This is a genomic window from Rahnella sp. RcJ3, assembly GCF_009498575.1.
GTDB lineage: Bacteria > Pseudomonadota > Gammaproteobacteria > Enterobacterales > Enterobacteriaceae > Rahnella > Rahnella aceris.
In genome coordinates this window covers 1-16,744 of sequence record NZ_QSNX01000025.1, presented here as the reverse complement: position 1 = coordinate 16,744, position 16,744 = coordinate 1, and the positions used below count along the sequence as shown (strand labels likewise).

16 protein-coding genes are annotated in these 16,744 nt (G+C 52.4%); 13 read left to right on the top strand and 3 right to left on the bottom strand.

Going from position 1 to position 16,744, the window contains the following annotated elements; translation table 11 throughout:
• Positions 1-6 precede the first annotated feature (6 nt).
• The 6 genes from DXU84_RS22230 to tatD all read left to right on the top strand — a co-directional run bounded on the left by DXU84_RS22230 (position 7) and on the right by tatD (position 4,856).
• Positions 7-615 (top strand): SCP2 domain-containing protein, encoded by a 609-nt coding sequence (locus DXU84_RS22230; RefSeq protein WP_013577435.1) that lies wholly within the window; start codon positions 7-9, stop codon positions 613-615.
• Positions 612-2,243, top strand: coding sequence for a ubiquinone biosynthesis regulatory protein kinase UbiB (ubiB, locus tag DXU84_RS22225; protein ID WP_013577434.1), 1,632 nt, complete (start codon positions 612-614; stop codon positions 2,241-2,243). The genes DXU84_RS22230 and ubiB overlap by 4 nt, the downstream gene beginning before the upstream one ends.
• Positions 2,244-2,316: 73 nt before the next feature.
• Positions 2,317-2,583 (top strand): twin-arginine translocase subunit TatE, encoded by a 267-nt coding sequence (tatE, locus tag DXU84_RS22220; protein WP_013577433.1) that lies wholly within the window; start codon positions 2,317-2,319, stop codon positions 2,581-2,583.
• A gap of 3 nt (positions 2,584-2,586) precedes the next feature.
• On the top strand, positions 2,587-3,234 hold the full coding sequence (tatB, locus tag DXU84_RS22215; protein ID WP_013577432.1) for a Sec-independent protein translocase protein TatB: 648 nt from the start codon (positions 2,587-2,589) through the stop codon (positions 3,232-3,234).
• Between the two features lie 2 nt (positions 3,235-3,236).
• The gene (gene tatC, locus DXU84_RS22210; RefSeq protein WP_013577431.1) at positions 3,237-4,004 is read left to right on the top strand and encodes a Sec-independent protein translocase subunit TatC; all 768 of its coding nucleotides are present in this window, start codon (positions 3,237-3,239) and stop codon (positions 4,002-4,004) included.
• A 60-nt stretch (positions 4,005-4,064) separates the two neighbouring features.
• Positions 4,065-4,856 (top strand): 3'-5' ssDNA/RNA exonuclease TatD, encoded by a 792-nt coding sequence (tatD, locus tag DXU84_RS22205; RefSeq protein WP_112197623.1) that lies wholly within the window; start codon positions 4,065-4,067, stop codon positions 4,854-4,856.
• A 61-nt stretch (positions 4,857-4,917) separates the two neighbouring features.
• Here tatD and rfaH read toward each other — a convergent pair whose 3' ends face one another.
• Positions 4,918-5,406 (bottom strand): transcription/translation regulatory transformer protein RfaH, encoded by a 489-nt coding sequence (rfaH, locus tag DXU84_RS22200; protein ID WP_015690568.1) that lies wholly within the window; start codon positions 5,404-5,406, stop codon positions 4,918-4,920.
• Positions 5,407-5,578: 172 nt separating this feature from the next.
• Between rfaH and pepE the strand changes: the two genes are divergently transcribed.
• From pepE to fre, 3 genes are all read left to right on the top strand, one after another.
• A complete protein-coding gene (pepE, locus tag DXU84_RS22195; protein ID WP_013577428.1) occupies positions 5,579-6,304 on the top strand; it encodes a dipeptidase PepE in 726 nt (241 codons plus the stop codon).
• Positions 6,305-6,498: 194 nt separating this feature from the next.
• The gene (gene ubiD, locus DXU84_RS22190; protein WP_153376667.1) at positions 6,499-7,989 is read left to right on the top strand and encodes a 4-hydroxy-3-polyprenylbenzoate decarboxylase; all 1,491 of its coding nucleotides are present in this window, start codon (positions 6,499-6,501) and stop codon (positions 7,987-7,989) included.
• A gap of 48 nt (positions 7,990-8,037) precedes the next feature.
• Positions 8,038-8,739 carry an NAD(P)H-flavin reductase gene (gene fre, locus DXU84_RS22185; protein WP_013577426.1) on the top strand — a complete coding sequence of 234 codons (702 nt, stop codon included), beginning with the start codon at positions 8,038-8,040 and terminating at the stop codon, positions 8,737-8,739.
• Positions 8,740-8,855: 116 nt separating this feature from the next.
• On the opposite strand, the gene fadA is transcribed toward fre, so the two are convergent.
• Together fadA and fadB are read right to left on the bottom strand one after the other, a co-directional pair.
• On the bottom strand, positions 8,856-10,019 hold the full coding sequence (fadA, locus tag DXU84_RS22180; protein WP_112152559.1) for an acetyl-CoA C-acyltransferase FadA: 1,164 nt from the start codon (positions 10,017-10,019) through the stop codon (positions 8,856-8,858).
• Positions 10,020-10,030: 11 nt separating this feature from the next.
• Positions 10,031-12,223: a fatty acid oxidation complex subunit alpha FadB gene (gene fadB / locus DXU84_RS22175; RefSeq protein ID WP_153376666.1), complete on the bottom strand. Its 2,193-nt coding sequence runs from the start codon at positions 12,221-12,223 to the stop codon at positions 10,031-10,033.
• Positions 12,224-12,412: 189 nt separating this feature from the next.
• Between fadB and pepQ the strand changes: the two genes are divergently transcribed.
• The 4 genes from pepQ to hemG are packed head-to-tail and all read left to right on the top strand — an operon-like array spanning position 12,413 to position 16,406.
• Positions 12,413-13,744, top strand: coding sequence for a Xaa-Pro dipeptidase (pepQ, locus tag DXU84_RS22170; RefSeq protein WP_013577423.1), 1,332 nt, complete (start codon positions 12,413-12,415; stop codon positions 13,742-13,744).
• Positions 13,744-14,355, top strand: a complete 612-nt coding sequence (locus DXU84_RS22165; protein WP_013577422.1) for an IMPACT family protein — start codon at positions 13,744-13,746, stop codon at positions 14,353-14,355. Before pepQ ends, DXU84_RS22165 begins: the two co-directional genes overlap by 1 nt.
• Positions 14,356-14,392: 37 nt before the next feature.
• On the top strand, positions 14,393-15,844 hold the full coding sequence (trkH, locus tag DXU84_RS22160; protein WP_013577421.1) for a Trk system potassium transporter TrkH: 1,452 nt from the start codon (positions 14,393-14,395) through the stop codon (positions 15,842-15,844).
• Positions 15,845-15,866: 22 nt separating this feature from the next.
• Entirely contained in the window at positions 15,867-16,406 is a 540-nt protein-coding gene (gene hemG / locus DXU84_RS22155) for a menaquinone-dependent protoporphyrinogen IX dehydrogenase (protein ID WP_153376665.1), read from the top strand.
• Positions 16,407-16,744 lie beyond the last annotated feature (338 nt).

Here is a 16,744-nt window from a genome sequence, read left to right as displayed (position 1 = left end):
ATGCCGATGTTGTTAACGCCGTTACTGACTGCCGCTATCGAGACGCCGCTTAATTACCTGCTTTTCAGAGATCGCAGCATGAAGGCGGCGCGGACACGTCTGGCCGGTAAAGTTCTGCGTGTTGAATTGCAGGAACTGAGTACACCACTGACGTTTGTGTTCAGTGAACAGAAAATTGATGTGCTCGGGCAATGGGACGGCGCGGCAGATTGCACCGTCACCTCGAAACTGTCAGTGCTGCATAAGTTACGTGATCGCCAGCAGTTGTCGCCCATGATGCGCAGTGGCGAGCTGGTAGTTGATGGCGATATCGCCCTGGTTCAGCAGTTCTCTGCATTGCTGGATATGGCGGAAATTGAGCCTGCGGAATTTCTGGCACCCTATATCGGTGACATTGCGGCACAGGGGCTGAGTCAGACCGTGCAGGGCGTTTTCAGCTTTTTGCAAAAAGGGTTGAAACACCAGCAGAGCTATGTGGCGCAAACGCTGACTGAAGAGTGGAAAATGGCACCCGGTCCGCTGGAAGTTGTCTGGTTTAGTGATGAGGTTTCCGCACTGGTGTGTGAGCTGGATGCGCTGGATAAACGTATCAAAAAACTGGAGGACAAACCGTGACGCCTAGGGAAATGCGACGTTTATATCTGATTATCCGCATGTTTCTGATCTACGGCCTTGACGAACTGATCCCTAAAATCCGCTTAACGTTACCACTGAGAATTGGTCGTTATCTTTTTTTCTGGTTACCAAATCGTCATAAAGAAAAGCCGTTAGGTGAGCGCATGCGCCTGGCACTGGAACAGCTTGGGCCGGTTTGGATCAAGTTCGGTCAGATGATGTCTACACGCCGCGATCTTTTCCCCCCGCACATAGCCGATCAGCTGGCTTTGCTTCAGGACCATGTTCCGCCGTTTGATGGTGCGAAAGCCCGTCAGCAAATTGATGCCGCGCTGGGTGGCCCGCTGGAAACCTGGTTTGATGAGTTCGATCAGACGCCGCTGGCGTCTGCGTCGATTGCTCAGGTGCACACGGCGATCCTGAAAGAAAACGGCAAACCGGTGGTGCTCAAAGTTATCCGTCCGGATATTTTACCGACCATTGTTGCTGATATCCGTTTGATGTCGCGTCTTGCTGGCTGGCTACCGATTTTGTTACCGGATGGTCGCCGTTTGCGTCCGCGTGAAGTGGTACGTGAGTATGAGAAAACGCTGCTCGATGAACTGAATCTGTTACGTGAAGCCGCGAATGCCATTCAGCTTCGCCGTAACTTTGAAGGTAGCCCGATGCTGTATGTGCCGGAAGTGTACCCGGACTATTGCAGCGAACAATTGATGGTGATGGAACGTATTTACGGGATCCCTGTTTCTGATATTGAGGCGCTGAAAAAACAGGGCACCAATATGAAATTGCTGGCGGAGCGCGGTGTACAGGTCTTCTTCACTCAGGTTTTTCGCGACAGTTTCTTCCATGCGGATATGCATCCGGGCAATATTTTTGTGAGCTACGAAACGCCTGAAGATCCTTGCTACATAGGCATTGATTGCGGCATAGTTGGTTCGCTCAATAAGGAAGACAAGCGCTATCTGGCGGAGAATTTCATCGCGTTCTTTAACCGTGATTACCGCAAAGTAGCTGAATTGCATGTCGATTCCGGCTGGGTCCCGCGAGATACCAACGTTGAAGAATTCGAATTTGCAATTCGGACAGTGTGTGAACCGATTTTTGAGAAACCGCTGGCGGATATTTCCTTCGGTAACGTATTGTTAAATCTGTTTAATACGGCTCGCCGTTTTAATATGGAAGTCCAGCCTCAGTTGGTGTTGCTGCAAAAGACACTGTTGTATGTAGAAGGCCTCGGGCGTCAGCTTTATCCTCAACTGGATTTGTGGACAACGGCGAAACCTTTCCTCGAAAGCTGGGTTCGTGATCAGGTGGGTCTGCCGGCGATGATCCGCGCACTGAAAGAGCGTGCGCCGTTCTGGATTGAGAAAATGCCTGAACTGCCAGATTTGGTTTATCAGAGCCTGCATCAGCACAAGCTGTTGCAATACAACATTGAGAAGCTTTCCTCCCAGATCCATAACCAGAGTTCCCGTCAGGGGCAGTCTCGTTATTTGTTGGGAATGGGTGCGACGCTGTTACTGAGCGGAACCCTCTTACTGTTGGGTGGCGTTAAGGTTTACCCCGCCTGCCTGATGGCAGCCGGTGTTGTTTCCTGGTTAATCGGATGGAAGCGCGCCAGCTGAGCAAATTGTTTTAAATCGAATGCCGTTTGCGGACGGCAATAAATGTCGTTCCTTCCTGTTTGAGGTGAAAATAATGGGTGGTATTAGTATTACAAAAATCCTGATCCTCGTTGTTCTTGTGGTACTGCTGTTCGGTACGAAGAAACTGCGTGGTCTGGGTTCTGATCTGGGTGCTTCCATCAAAGGCTTCAAAAAAGCCATGAGTGACGACGACAGCCAGTCAAAAACTAAAGACGCTGACGTTTCTCCCACTGATGCTGATTTCGTAGCAAAGTCTGTTGAAAGCAAGCCAGAAGCGAAAGCAGAAGACACCAAGAGCCAAAACAAAGAGCAGGTATAAGCCGTGTTCGATATTGGATTTAGTGAACTGCTGCTGGTATTGGTGATTGGCCTGGTTGTCCTCGGGCCCGAGCGTTTACCTGTAGCAGTCAGAACAGTAGCAGGCTGGATCCGTACGCTTCGTGCCATGGCTGCTTCAGTTCAAAGCGAATTGTCGCAGGAACTGAAACTCCAGGAATTGCAGGATAGCCTGAAGAAAGCGGAAGAAGCCGGTCTGAAGAATCTCACGCCAGAAATCAAAGCGTCTATGGACGAGTTGAAAGAAGCCGCAGAATCTATGAAGCAGTCGATCAATTCAGGATTGAATCCTGCAGAGAAAGCTGTGGAAGAAGCCAAAGCGGAAGGCAACACCATCCACAACCCTGTTCTGGATGAAGCTGAAGCGCACCATGATGCGGGTGTCTCTCCTGCTGCTGCCGACAATGTGGTTTCTGCACCGGCAACGGCACCGCAAAGTGCTGTTGATGCCGCTCTGGCCTCAAATAAAACGGCGCATGTTGCGGCTGAAAAGCTGACGGCCTCGGCGGAACACGCGGCTGACGCTTCTGTTGACGTTTCACCGGTTGTGAAAACTGCTGCTGAAGCCCCTGTGGCTGAACCCGCAGCACCGGCTAAACCGGCTTCATCAACTCAAACGACAGGCGAGCGTTAAACATGGCAGTTGAAGATACACAACCCCTTATCAGTCATCTGATTGAGCTGCGTAAGCGCCTGTTAAATGCCATTATCTGCATTATTGTGGTGTTTTTAGCGCTGGTTTATTTCGCAAATGACATCTATCAGTTGGTGGCTTCACCGCTGATCAAACAAATGCCGCTGGGCGCGAGCATGATTGCGACTGACGTCGCGTCGCCGTTCTTTACGCCTATCAAACTGACCATGATTGTCTCGGTGTTTGTCTCTGCACCGTTCATTTTGTATCAGGTCTGGGCATTTGTGGCTCCGGCGCTCTACAAACACGAACGCCGTCTCATGATGCCGCTGCTGTTTTCAAGCTCCGCGTTATTTTATCTCGGTGTGGCGTTTGCTTATTTCGTCGTGTTTCCGCTGGCGTTTGCTTTCTTTGCGAAAACTGCACCGGCTGGCGTGCAGATAGCCACCGACATTAACAACTATCTCGATTTCGTGATGGCGTTGTTTATGGCGTTTGGCGTCTCCTTCGAAGTGCCTATCGCGATTGTGTTGCTTTGCTGGAGTGGTGTAACGACACCCGAAGACTTGAAAAAGAAACGTCCGTATGTGCTGGTCGGGGCTTTTGTGGTCGGGATGTTGTTAACACCGCCGGATGTGTTCTCGCAAACATTGCTGGCCATTCCAATGTACCTGTTGTTTGAAATCGGCGTGTTCTTTGCCCGTTTCTATGTCGGAGGCCGTCGCCGGTCGGACGTCGACAACGAGACCGATCCGGATCAGCCTGCTTAAAGTTTCTTTCGTTATACATAGAAACCGCCCTGTTGGGCGGTTTCTGTTTCAGGACTCCCCATGTTTGAAATCGGTATAAATCTCACCAGCAGTCAGTTTGATAAAGATCGGCTGCAGGTAGTGGAAAGAGCCAGAACTGCCGGTCTGAGCGGCATGTTGATCACCGGAACGTCAGCGCAGGAAAGTGTCGAAGCGCAGAAAATGGCGGATGAGCATCCTGATTTTTGCTGGTCGACGGCGGGCGTGCATCCGCATCAGGCAAGTGACTGGAATGCGCAGGTTGAAGCCGGTATCCGTGAGCTTGCAGTGTTACCCAATGTTGTGGCTATCGGTGAGTGCGGGCTGGATTTCAATCGCAACTTTTCTCCGGCAGATCGACAGGAAGCGGCTTTCACGGCACAGCTGGCGCTGGCGAAAGAATTACAGTTGCCGGTGTTTCTGCATTGTCGCGATGCTGGTGAGCGCTTCGCCGCGTTGCTGAAACCCTGGCTATCCGATTTGCCGGGCGGCGTGGTTCATTGTTTCACCGGCACCCGTCAGGAGCTTGAGTTGTATTTATCTCTCGGACTGTCGATTGGTATTACCGGTTGGGTGTGCGATGAGCGTCGCGGGCTGGAATTACGTGACATGCTGCCGCTGATCCCTGCGGACAGGTTAATGCTTGAAACCGATGCACCGTATTTACTGCCGCGTGATATGGAAAACAAGCCGAAAAACCGCCGCAATGAACCGGCTTTCCTGCCGCATATTGTTAAACAGGTCGCGCTGTGGCGCGGGGAAGATCCTCAGTGGCTGGCAGATATCACGGATGACAATACACGTAAACTTTTTGCATTGTCCGCGCGCCGCTGAACCCAATGATAAAGGCACCTTTAACGGTGCCTTTATCATTTGTACTGGGCGGAGATGCCGGTCAGATTTTTTGGAAGTGCGTATTTTCGATGCTCTGACGAACCGGCTGGTTGATGAGGTTAAGCATCAGCAGTGAACGTGCTTCGCCGTCCGGTTCAGTATAAATCGCTTCGATACCGGCAAAAATCCCGTCGGTAATCACCACCTGATCGCCTTCATACGGCGTATCAGGATCACGGATTTCAATTGTTGGTGGCTCCATCAACTGTTTGATGACATCAGGCTGGACGGTGGCCAGTTTCGCACCAAAGCGGATGAAGTGGCTGACGCCACGCGTTGCGTTGATCGTCGTGGTATGGATCCGCTCAGGGTCGAACTCGATGAACATGTAATTTGGAAACAGTGGCTCGCTGACCGCAGTGCGGCGTCCGCGCACCAGTTTTTCCAGTGTGATCATCGGCGTCAGGCAGTTAACGTTCTGGCGTTCAAGATGTTCTTTTGCGCGAAGAAGCTGACCACGTTTGCAATAGAGTAAATACCAGGATTCCATAGTTTCCCACATAAAAGCGTTGAGCGGGGCAGCATACCAAAAGCCGCTCATGAGATACAGACAGTGCAAGTCTATGCAGACGTTTGCTGATTGTCGGCCCGTTATCTTTTATTATCGGAGAAAAGCGCGTTCTTATCCCCTCTATTAATCCTATTTTATCAGGAGAAATCTCATGGAGCTGTTTTTACTGAGTAACGGCAAGCTTTCAGGTGAATCTGAGTTACTGGGTTACGCTAAAACGCGCATCCAGACTATGTTTGAGGCACACAATATCACCTCTGCCGTGCTGGTCCCCTACGCCCTGATCCGCAGTGATTACGATGCCCGCGCCTTGGAACTTTCTGATACGTTGGGCATTCGCGTCAGTAGCATTCATCATGCAGAAAATCCTGCTGAAGCTATTGCCGGCGCACAATGCATTTTGATCAGCGGCGGGAATACCTGGATGCTTAATCAGATGCTGCATGAACATAGCCTGATCGTACCGATTCAGCGGGCAGTGCGTGAGCGCAATGTGCCTTATGTTGGCTGGAGTGCGGGTTGTAATGTCGCCACGCCAAGCATCCGCACCACCAATGATATGCCTGTTCGCAACTCTGTGGTTCTGCCTGCTCTCGGCCTGTTCCCGGTGCAAATCAATCCGCATTACATCGATGCCCATTTAAGCGGTCATATGGGCGAAACCCGTGATGAGCGCATTGCGGAATTCTGCGCGGTTAACCCGTCTGAATCAGTGATTGCGTTGCGTGAAGGCAGCCTGTTGCAGGTGTCCGGCAATGATCTGAGTTACTTCAGTGCTAAAAATCAGGGGTTTAAGGTTTTCCGCCACGGGCAAGACACACAGGAATATCAGGATACTCAGGCGCTCCAGCCTCTGGTGTCTTTTAACTGCGTGTGATTGTCGTCGCGATATAACTTCCGCACCGTCAGACCAAAAATACCCGGCCTGACGGTTATACTGCTTTTTCGTTATCAGACTTTACTTACCAATAAGAAATTTACTGATAACAAACTTGCTGATAACAAAAAAGCAGCAACAACTCCGGAGAGGCTCTATAATGCTCTCCTTCAACCTGGCGACTCAGAATCAGCATGAAATACCGTGATTTACGTGACTTCCTCTCGTTACTCGAAAAGAGAGGCCAACTGAAACGCATTAGCCAGTCAGTTGACCCTTATCTGGAAATGACCGAAATTGCCGATCGTACCCTGCGTGCAGGTGGTCCGGCGCTTTTGTTCGAAAATCCTAAAGGCTACGACATGCCGGTTTTGTGCAATTTATTCGGCACACCTCAGCGTGTGGCGATGGGCATGGGCAAAGAAGATGTCAGTGCGTTGCGGGAAGTCGGTGAATTACTGGCGTTTCTGAAAGAACCTGAGCCGCCACGCGGTTTTCGTGATTTATACGACAAAGCGCCGAAGTTTAAACAAGTGCTGAACATGCCGACCAAAGTGCTGCATTCGGCACCTTGTCAGCAGCAGATTTGGGAAGGCGATGCGGTCGATATCACCAAAATTCCGGTGATGCAGTGCTGGCCGGAAGATGCCGCGCCGCTCATCACCTGGGGCCTGACTGTGACTCGTGGCCCGAACAAGCCGCGTCAAAATCTGGGCATTTATCGTCAGCAGGTGTTGGGTAAAAATAAAGTGATCATGCGCTGGTTGTCCCATCGGGGCGGCGCGCTCGATTTCCAGGAATGGTGCCAGCAGAATCCGGGCCAGCGTTTTCCGGTTTCCGTGGCGCTGGGTGCCGATCCGGCAACGATTCTTGGCGCTGTGACGCCGGTGCCCGATACGCTGTCTGAATATGCCTTTGCCGGGTTGTTGCGTGGTAACAAAACGGAAGTGGTGAAATGTATTTCCAACGATCTGGAAGTGCCTGCCAGCGCCGAGATTGTGCTTGAAGGGTATATCGAGCCGGGTGAAATGGCACCGGAAGGCCCTTATGGCGACCACACCGGCTACTATAATGAAGTGGATAGCTTCCCGGTGTTTACCATTACGCACATGACGCAGCGAAAAGATGCCATCTATCATTCGACCTACACCGGCCGTCCGCCGGATGAACCTGCGGTTCTGGGTGTGGCGTTGAATGAAGTGTTTGTGCCAATCCTGAAAAAACAGTTTCCGGAAATTGTTGATTTCTATCTGCCGCCTGAGGGTTGCTCCTACCGTCTGGCTGTCGTTACCATGAAGAAGCAATACGCCGGTCATGCTAAACGCGTGATGATGGGGGTCTGGTCATTCCTGCGTCAGTTTATGTACACCAAGTTTGTGATTGTGTGCGACGACGATGTGAATGCCCGCGACTGGAACGACGTTATTTGGGCGATCACCACCCGGATGGATCCCGCGCGGGATACGGTTCTGGTGGAAAATACCCCGATTGATTATCTCGATTTTGCCTCTCCGGTTTCGGGGCTTGGCTCAAAAATGGGGATGGATGCGACCAACAAATGGCCGGGTGAAACGCAGCGTGAATGGGGACGTCCGATTGTGAAAGATCCGGAAGTCACCGCGCGTATCGATGCTATTTGGGATGAACTCGCTATTCTTAATGATAAAGACGATGCGAAAAAATAATCGAATCTTTGTCCTACGCTTTGCTTTGATGACCCACAGAGGGAACGCATGACAACATTGAGCTGTAAAGTGACCTCGGTTGAGGCGATAACGGATACGGTGTATCGCGTCCGCTTGGTTCCGGAAGCGCCTTTCTCGTTCCGCGCGGGTCAGTATCTTATGGTGGTAATGGATGAGCGTGACAAGCGCCCGTTCTCGCTGGCCTCGACGCCGGCTCAACACAATGTGATTGAGCTGCACATCGGCGCGTCTGAACTGAATTTGTACGCGATGGCCGTGATGGATCGCATTTTGAAAGAACAGGCAATCACCGTTGATATTCCGCACGGCGATGCCTGGCTACGTGAAGACGGCGAGCGTCCTCTGGTGCTGATTGCCGGTGGCACCGGCTTCTCCTACGTCCGTTCGATTCTTATCACCGCACTTGAGCAGCAACCGCACCGCGATATCTCCATTTACTGGGGCGGGCGTGAACTGAAGCATCTGTACGATCTTGGTGAGCTGGAAGCGATGAGCATTAATCATCCGAACCTGAAGGTGATCCCGGTAGTTGAACAGCCGGAAGAGGGCTGGCAGGGCAGAAGCGGTACCGTGCTGAGCGCGGTTTTACAGGATTTCTCTTCACTGGCTGAGTACGACATTTATATCGCCGGTCGTTTTGAGATGGCTAAAATCGCCCGTGAACGTTTTGTCGCCGAGCGCGGTGCGCAGGAAGACCGTCTGTTTGGTGATGCTTTCTCTTTCATCTGATTGAACAATGAAAAAGCCCGCCCCTGACAGGCGGGAAAACGGCAACTAAAACAGGCAGAACACATTGATGAAAGCGGGCTAAATGCCCGCTTTTTTGCTTTTGCACAAAGAGAGAATCAGATGCGTTCGAAAACGGTCGCAATGCCCTGACCTAAACCGATACACATGGTCGCAACGCCAAACTGGACGTCGCGGCGCTCCATCAGGTTCAGCAGTGTGGTGGAAATACGTGAGCCGGAGCAGCCGAGCGGGTGACCGAGCGCAATGGCACCGCCGTTCAGGTTGACGCGATCCTCCATAGTTTCCAGCAGTCCCAAATCTTTCACACACGGCAAGGCTTGTGCGGCGAAGGCTTCGTTCAGTTCGAACAGACCGATGTCCTGCACGCTCAGTCCGGCGCGTTTCAGAGCCAGACGCGTTGCCGGCACCGGGCCATAACCCATAATGGACGGGTCGCAGCCCACCACCGCCATAGCGCGGATGCGGGCACGGGCTTTCAGACCTAAAGATTTTGCATGGGATTCACTCATCAGCAACATTGCCGATGCGCCGTCGGAGAGGGCAGAAGAAGTTCCCGCCGTGACAGTGCCATTCACCGGATCGAACGCCGGGCGTAAAGCTGCCAGTGTGGCGACCGTCGTTTCCGGGCGGATCACTTCGTCGAAATCATAACGGGTCAGAACGCCATCGGCGTTATGGCCTTCGGTCGGCACAATTTCGTTAGCGAAATGCCCGTGTACGGTGGCTGCATGAGCACGCTGATGTGAACGTGCGGCAAATTCATCCTGCATTTCACGGCTGATCTGGTGCATTTTTGCCAGCATTTCCGCCGTCAGTCCCATCATCCCTGCGGCTTTCGCTACGGTTTTGCTCAGCCCCGGATGGAAATCCACACCATGATTCATCGGCACATGACCCATATGTTCCACACCGCCGATCAGGCTGACCTGTGCGTCACCGACCATAATGGCGCGGGCGGCGTCATGCAGCGCCTGCATGGAAGAACCGCACAGACGGTTGACCGTAGTCGCGGGAACACTGTGCGGTATTTCCGCCAGCAGCGCCGCGTTACGGGCAATGTTGAAGCCTTGTTCCAGCGTCTGCTGGACGCAGCCCCAGTAAATATCATCAATATCTTTGGCGTTCAGCGCCGGATTACGGGCCAGTACGGCACGCATCAGATGCGCGGAGAGATCTTCAGCCCTGACATGGCGGAATGCGCCGCCTTTTGAACGGCCCATTGGCGTGCGGACTGCGTCAACAATGACTACGTTTTCCATGATTTCGGTCCTTATGCCTGATTACCGGTGCTGAAGTTTTCCAGCGGAGCGGCAACCGGATAGTAACTTTCATTGGTTTGCGCTTTGGCGCGTAGCCCTTCCGGTGCCTGATACATCGGCCCCAGATGTGCATACTGTTCAGTCATTTTCAGATACTCAGTGGTACCGAGGGTATCGAGATAACGGAACGGGCCGCCGTGGAAAGGAGGGAATCCGATGCCGTAGACCAGCGCCATGTCGGCTTCGGCCGGGCTGGCAATAATGCCTTCCTCAAAGCAGCGCACCACTTCGTTAATCATCGGAATCATCATGCGGGCGATGATGTCCTGCGGTGAGAAGTCAGTGTCTGCTGGTTTCAGGTTGTCGGCCAGCAGACTGATCGCCTGTTCGTCAACTTCCTTGCGCGGCTTGCCTTTGCTGTCTTCGCTGTAACGGTAGAAACCGAGTTGATTTTTCTGCCCAAAACGACGGTTATCAAACAGCACATCAACAGCGTCACGGTAATCCCGTGCCATGCGCTCAGGGAAACCGGCGGCCATCACGGCCTGGGCGTGATGCGCGGTGTCGATGCCGACCACATCCAGCAGATAAGCCGGACCCATCGGCCAGCCGAACTGTTTTTCCATCACTTTGTCGATTTGGCGGAAATCAGCGCCATCACGCAGTAACAGACTGAAACCGGAGAAATACGGGAACAGTACGCGGTTGACGAAGAATCCCGGGCAGTCGTTGACCACGATAGGCGTTTTACCCATCGCCAGTGCGTAAGAAACGATGCGCGAAATCGTTTTGTCTGAGGTTTTCTCACCACGCACGATTTCGACCAGCGGCATACGATGCACCGGGTTGAAGAAGTGCATACCACAGAAGTTTTCCGGGCGTTTGAGCGAAGACGCCAACAGATCGATAGGAATGGTCGAGGTATTCGAGGCCAGAACGGTATCGGTGCCGAGCAGAGATTCCGCTTCCGCCAGCACCGCGGCCTTCACTTTAGGATTCTCGACCACGGCTTCAACGACCACAGAGGCACGTTCGATGCCGCTGTAATCCAGCGTCGGATGAATGGTCGACAGCACTTTAGCCATTTTCAGACCGTCGAGTTTACCGCGCTCCAGTTGCTTGTTCAGCAACTTGGCAGCCTCGTTCATGCCGAGCGTCAGGGACTGGTCGTTGATATCTTTCATCACAACCGGCACGCCTTTCAGCGCAGACTGGTAGGCGATCCCGCCGCCCATAATGCCCGCGCCCAATACGGCGGCCTGTTTCGGTTTTTCGCTGTCTTGCGCCAGTTTTTTGGCTTTGCTTTTCACAAACTGATCGTTAAGGAAAATACTGACCAGTGCGCGGGCTTCTTTTGATTGTGCGAGCGGCACAAAGCTGGCGGTTTCCAGCTGCAACGCTTCATCACGACCCAGACGGGCCGCGGCTTCTATGGTTTTCACCGCGCTCATGGGCGCCGGATAGTGTTTACCGGCATTTTGCATGACCATACTTTTGGCGACGCTGAAGCTCATCGCCGCTTCAATCTGGCTGAGTTTCAACGGCAGACGTTTAGGATCACGACGGTTATGCCATTCCAGTTTGCCGTCAACGGCGTTTCTCAGCATGCTGATGCCAGCGTCGCGCAGTTTATCGGCTTCAACCACTGCATCGACCAGCCCGACTTTCAGGGCCTCTTTTCCGCTGATATTTTTACCGGCGGCGATAATTTCCAGCGCACTATCGGTCCCAATCAGACGTGGCAGACGTACGGAACCGCCGAAGCCCGGCATAATCCCTAAACTGGTTTCCGGCAGGCCAATCCGGGCATCGGCAGTGCTGATACGAAAATCTGTCGCCAGCACGCATTCGCAACCGCCGCCCAGCGCATAACCGCTGATGGCAGAAAGTGTCGGTACCGGCAGGTCTTCCAGCCGGTTAAAAATGCTGTTGGCGAAATCCAGCCATTCATGCAGTTTTTCGGCTGGCGCGTTGAACAGGGATAAAAATTCGGTGATATCCGCGCCCACGATAAACGCTGGTTTGGCCGAACTGAGCAGCAGACCTTTCAGGTCAGACTGTTTTTCAAGTACTGCAATGGCTTCGCCCAGGCTGGCGACAGTTTGGGTGTCGAGCTTGTTAACCGAGCCTGGAGCATCAAACACCAGCTCCGCGATACCGCCGTCGAGCCAGTGCAGGTGTAGTGTTTCGCCTTGGTAGAGCATGTGTCTCTCCTGAATCATCTGGGATGATCTGGTATGACCAGATGTTTTGGAGTGTGGTTTTTATGTTAATAATTTGCAAATGAGATGTGTTTTATTTGCAGGCAAGATCACAAACCTTCCGGGACTATGGTCGCGGTGAGGCTGTGGTAAGATGCTGCATCGTCATTCAGGTGAAAAAAGGACAGTTGGATGGAATCGCTTACTACGCTTTATAAAGAACATATCGCCACGCTGCAGACGCGTGCCCGTGAAATTCTGCAACGTTCTCAGCTTGATGCGTTACTGATTCACTCCGGTGAGTTGCTGACGACCTTCCTTGATGACCACAGTTATCCCTTCAAAGTCAATCCGCAGTTCAAAGCCTGGGTGCCGGTCACCAAAGTGCCGAACTGCTGGTTGTGGGTGGATGGCGTGAATGCGCCGAAGCTGTGGTTCTATTCTCCGGTGGATTACTGGCACAGCCATGAGCCGCTGCCGGAGTCCTTCTGGACGAAAGAGATTTCCCTGACGCCGCTGGCCAACGCTGACGATATCAAAGGCCAGTTGCCGGTTGATCTCAAACGTGTGGGTTACATCGGTTACAGTCAGGAACGTGCGATCAGCATGGGTATCCCTGCGGCGAACGTGAATCCGAAAGTGGTACTGGATTTCCTGCATTATCATCGCGCTTACAAAACAGACTATGAACTGGCCTGTATGCGTGAAGCGCAGAAAGTCGCGGTCAGTGGCCATCGCGCGGCGAAAGAAGCGTTCCTTTCCGGCATGAGCGAATTTGATATCAATCTGGCGTATCTCACTGCTACCGGTCATCGTGATACCGATGTGCCTTACAGCAACATTGTCGCGCTCAATGAACACGCTTCTGTACTGCATTACACTACGCTCGATAATCAGCCGCCTGCCGAAATGCACAGCTTCCTGCTTGATGCCGGTGCAGAATATAACGGTTATGCCGCCGATCTGACGCGTACCTATGCCGCAAAACCGGACAGTGATTTCGCAGCACTCGTGAAAGATCTCAATACGGAAGAACTTGCGTTAATTGATACGATTAAAGCCGGTGTGCGCTATACCGACTATCATGTTCAGATGCATCACCGTATCGCCAAATTGTTGAAAGCGCATAAGCTGGTGGTGGATATTAGTGAAGACGCCATGGTGGAACAGAACCTGACCGGGCCTTTCCTGCCGCATGGTCTGGGGCATCCGCTGGGGTTACAGGTTCACGATGTTGCCGGGTTTATGCAGGATGATACCGGCACGCATCTGGCCGCGCCTTCGCAATATCCCTACCTGCGTTGTACCCGTGTGATTGAGCCAGGCATGGTGCTGACTATCGAGCCGGGTTTGTATTTCATCGATTCGTTGCTGTTACCGTGGCGCGAAGGGCAGTTTAGCAAACACTTTGCCTGGGATCGCATCAATGCCATGAAGTCATTTGGCGGCATTCGTATCGAAGACAACATTGTCATCCACGATAATCGTATCGAAAATATGACACGTGATCTGAAGCTGGCCTGATGCAGCCTTATCCCGTCCCCGCTGAGCCTGTCAGTTTCAGCGAAGAAATAAAGAAGAGTCGCTTCATCACCCTGCTGGCGAGAACTGAGGGAGTTGAAGTGGCAAAGGCTTTTATTCAGGAGGTCAGAAACCAGCATCCGGCAGCGCGTCATCACTGCTGGGCGTTTGTAGCTGGCGCGCCTGCTGATTCTCAGCAACTGGGCTTTTCTGATGATGGCGAACCGGCGGGCACAGCCGGTAAACCGATCTTAAGTCAGCTGATGGGAAGCGGAGTCGGGGAGATCACCGCCGTCGTGGTGCGTTATTACGGTGGCATAATGCTGGGTACTGGCGGGTTAGTGAAAGCCTACGGCGGCGGTGTTCAGCAGGCATTAAAACAACTTATCGTGCAGCAAAAGGTTCCGCTGGCGGAGTTCGCGGTGCAGTGTGATTACAGCCAGTTACAGCTGGTGGAAACGCTGCTTTTGCAGGTTGGCGGGCATATTTTACGCAGTGAATACGGCGCGGCGGTGGATCTCGTTCTGGCGTTGCCTGCCGCAGATGCACCGGCAACCGTCAGCCATTTGTTCGATATCAGCCGTGGCACGCTAATCCTGCGTCCGGTTTCTTAAATTTTTCTATGGTTAATTCGCTGAGGAACGCACCAGCATGCATTTTCGTGCCATAACACGCATTGTGGGGGTGCTCGTCATCCTTTTCTCGGGAACGATGATTATTCCCGGTCTGGTCGCTTTAATTTACCGCGATGGTGCGGGGCGTGCGTTCAGTCAGACCTTCTTTGTCGCCCTGGCGATTGGGTTATTTCTCTGGCTGCCAAACCGGAAGCAGAAAAGTGAGCTGAAGCCACGGGAAGGTTTCCTGATTGTGGTGCTGTTCTGGACGGTGCTGGGCAGCGTCGGGGCATTGCCTTTTCTGTTCTCCGAGCGGCCGAATCTTTCCCTTACCGATGCTTTCTTTGAATCTTTCTCCGGCCTGACGACGACGGGCGCGACCACGCTGGTCGGGCTGGATTCTTTGCCGAAAGCGATTCTCTTCTACCGGCAGATGCTGCAATGGTTTGGTGGTATGGGGATCATTGTGCTCGCGGTAGCCATTCTGCCGATATTGGGGGTCGGCGGAATGCAGTTGTATCGCGCCGAAATGCCGGGGCCGCTGAAAGATAACAAGATGCGCCCGCGTATCGCCGAAACAGCAAAAACGCTGTGGCTTATCTATGTGCTGCTGACCATCGCCTGTGCGCTGGCATTATGGGGCGCCGGTATGCCGGTCTTTGATGCCATCAGCCACAGTTTCTCGACTATCGCTATCGGTGGCTTCTCGACGCATGATGCCAGCATCGGCTATTTCCATAGCGGAACGATTAATACCATTGTGGCGGTATTCCTGTTGATCTCCGGCTGTAACTACGGCCTGCACTTTGCGGTGCTGAGCGGGCGAAACCTCAAGGTATACTGGCGTGATCCGGAATTTCGCATGTTTATCGGCGTGCAGTTCACGCTGGTCGTCATCTGCACGGTGATTCTGTGGATCCACAATACCTACGGCTCGCCGCTGGAAACGCTCAATCAGGCATTCTTCCAGGTGGTATCAATGGCCACCACCGCAGGCTATACCACTGACAGTATTTCCAAATGGCCGCTGTTCCTGCCGCTTCTATTATTGTGCTCTGCTTTTATCGGTGGTTGTGCCGGTTCAACGGGCGGCGGTCTTAAAGTGATCCGTATTCTTCTGCTTTATTTACAGGGTTCACGCGAGCTGAAAAGGCTGGTTCACCCGAATGCGGTTTACACCATCAAATTGGGTAACCGAGCTTTGCCTGAACGTATCATAGAAGCGGTATGGGGTTTCTTCTCTGCTTACGCACTGGTGTTTATTGTCAGCATGCTGGCGATTGTTGCCACCGGTGTGGATAACTTCTCCGCCTTTGCTGCGGTTACCGCCACACTCAATAACCTTGGCCCGGGGCTGGGGGTGGTGGCTGATAACTTTGCTTCGATGAATTCCGTGGCGAAATGGATCCTGATCGTCACCATGTTGTTTGGTCGTCTGGAAGTCTTCACATTATTAGTGCTGTTCACGCCGACGTTCTGGCGGGAATGAGTTTTAAGAAAGGAAAACAAGTATGAAAGCGTTGATACTCTATTCAAGTCGTGACGGGCAGACACATGCTATCGCTTCTTATATAGCAAGTGAGCTGAAAGAAAAGTGCAACTGCGATGTTGTTGATCTGGTACATGCGGAACATGTCGATTTGAAAAGCTATGACCAGGTGATGATCGGCGCTTCTATACGTTACGGCCACTTTAACCCGGTACTGGATAAGTTCGTTAAAAAACACGCCGAAACCTTGAATCACATGCCGTCGGCTTTTTTCGGCGTCAACCTGACAGCGCGCAAACCCGAAAAACGAACGCCACAGACTAATGCCTATGTACGTAAATTCCTGCTGGCATCCCCGTGGGAACCGGCAATGTGCGGTGTCTTTGCTGGCGCATTACGTTATCCGCGATATCGCTGGTTCGATAAGATAATGATCCAACTGATTATGCGGATGACAGGTGGTGAAACAGATACCCGTAAAGAAGTGGAATATACCGACTGGCAGCAGGTGGCCAAATTCGCTGAAGATTTTGGGCAAATATCGTATAAAAAATCGCACTAATGCGGGCTTAATAGACGTTCAGGCCAAAAAGAAAGCATTCAGAAAATTTTTTGAAATTAGGGGTTGCGGCCTTCTGAGAACTCCCTATAATGCGCCTCCACTGACCGGGAACAACGACTCCTCTAACAAGAACCAAGTCGCCCAGTCAGGAAGAATCAACCCGGTGAAAACACCGCATCTTGTAAAAGAAAATGGTTGACTCTTCAGGGAGAAAGAGTATTATCTGCCTCCCACGTTGCTGAGTTAAGTCTCGCAGCGTACGCTCTTTAACAATTTATCAGACAATCTGTGTGGGCACTCACAAGACGATATCAGCCACTTCGGTGGAAAAAAATATC

Excerpts from the sequence above, each read along its gene's own strand:
- pepE (WP_013577428.1), top strand. The coding sequence starts at position 5,579 with ATGGAGCTGTTTTTACTGAGTAACGGCAAGCTTTCAGGTGAATCTGAG.
- fre (WP_013577426.1), top strand. The coding sequence starts at position 8,038 with ATGACAACATTGAGCTGTAAAGTGACCTCGGTTGAGGCGATAACGGAT.
- fadB (WP_153376666.1), bottom strand. The coding sequence starts at position 12,223 with ATGCTCTACCAAGGCGAAACACTACACCTGCACTGGCTCGACGGCGGT.
- hemG (WP_153376665.1), top strand. The coding sequence starts at position 15,867 with ATGAAAGCGTTGATACTCTATTCAAGTCGTGACGGGCAGACACATGCT.
- pepQ (WP_013577423.1), top strand. The coding sequence starts at position 12,413 with ATGGAATCGCTTACTACGCTTTATAAAGAACATATCGCCACGCTGCAG.
- DXU84_RS22230 (WP_013577435.1), top strand. The coding sequence starts at position 7 with ATGTTGTTAACGCCGTTACTGACTGCCGCTATCGAGACGCCGCTTAAT.
- tatD (WP_112197623.1), top strand. The coding sequence starts at position 4,065 with ATGTTTGAAATCGGTATAAATCTCACCAGCAGTCAGTTTGATAAAGAT.
- tatE (WP_013577433.1), top strand. The coding sequence starts at position 2,317 with ATGGGTGGTATTAGTATTACAAAAATCCTGATCCTCGTTGTTCTTGTG.
- fadA (WP_112152559.1), bottom strand. The coding sequence starts at position 10,019 with ATGGAAAACGTAGTCATTGTTGACGCAGTCCGCACGCCAATGGGCCGT.
- ubiD (WP_153376667.1), top strand. The coding sequence starts at position 6,499 with ATGAAATACCGTGATTTACGTGACTTCCTCTCGTTACTCGAAAAGAGA.
- tatC (WP_013577431.1), top strand. The coding sequence starts at position 3,237 with ATGGCAGTTGAAGATACACAACCCCTTATCAGTCATCTGATTGAGCTG.
- rfaH (WP_015690568.1), bottom strand. The coding sequence starts at position 5,406 with ATGGAATCCTGGTATTTACTCTATTGCAAACGTGGTCAGCTTCTTCGC.
- trkH (WP_013577421.1), top strand. The coding sequence starts at position 14,393 with ATGCATTTTCGTGCCATAACACGCATTGTGGGGGTGCTCGTCATCCTT.
- DXU84_RS22165 (WP_013577422.1), top strand. The coding sequence starts at position 13,744 with ATGCAGCCTTATCCCGTCCCCGCTGAGCCTGTCAGTTTCAGCGAAGAA.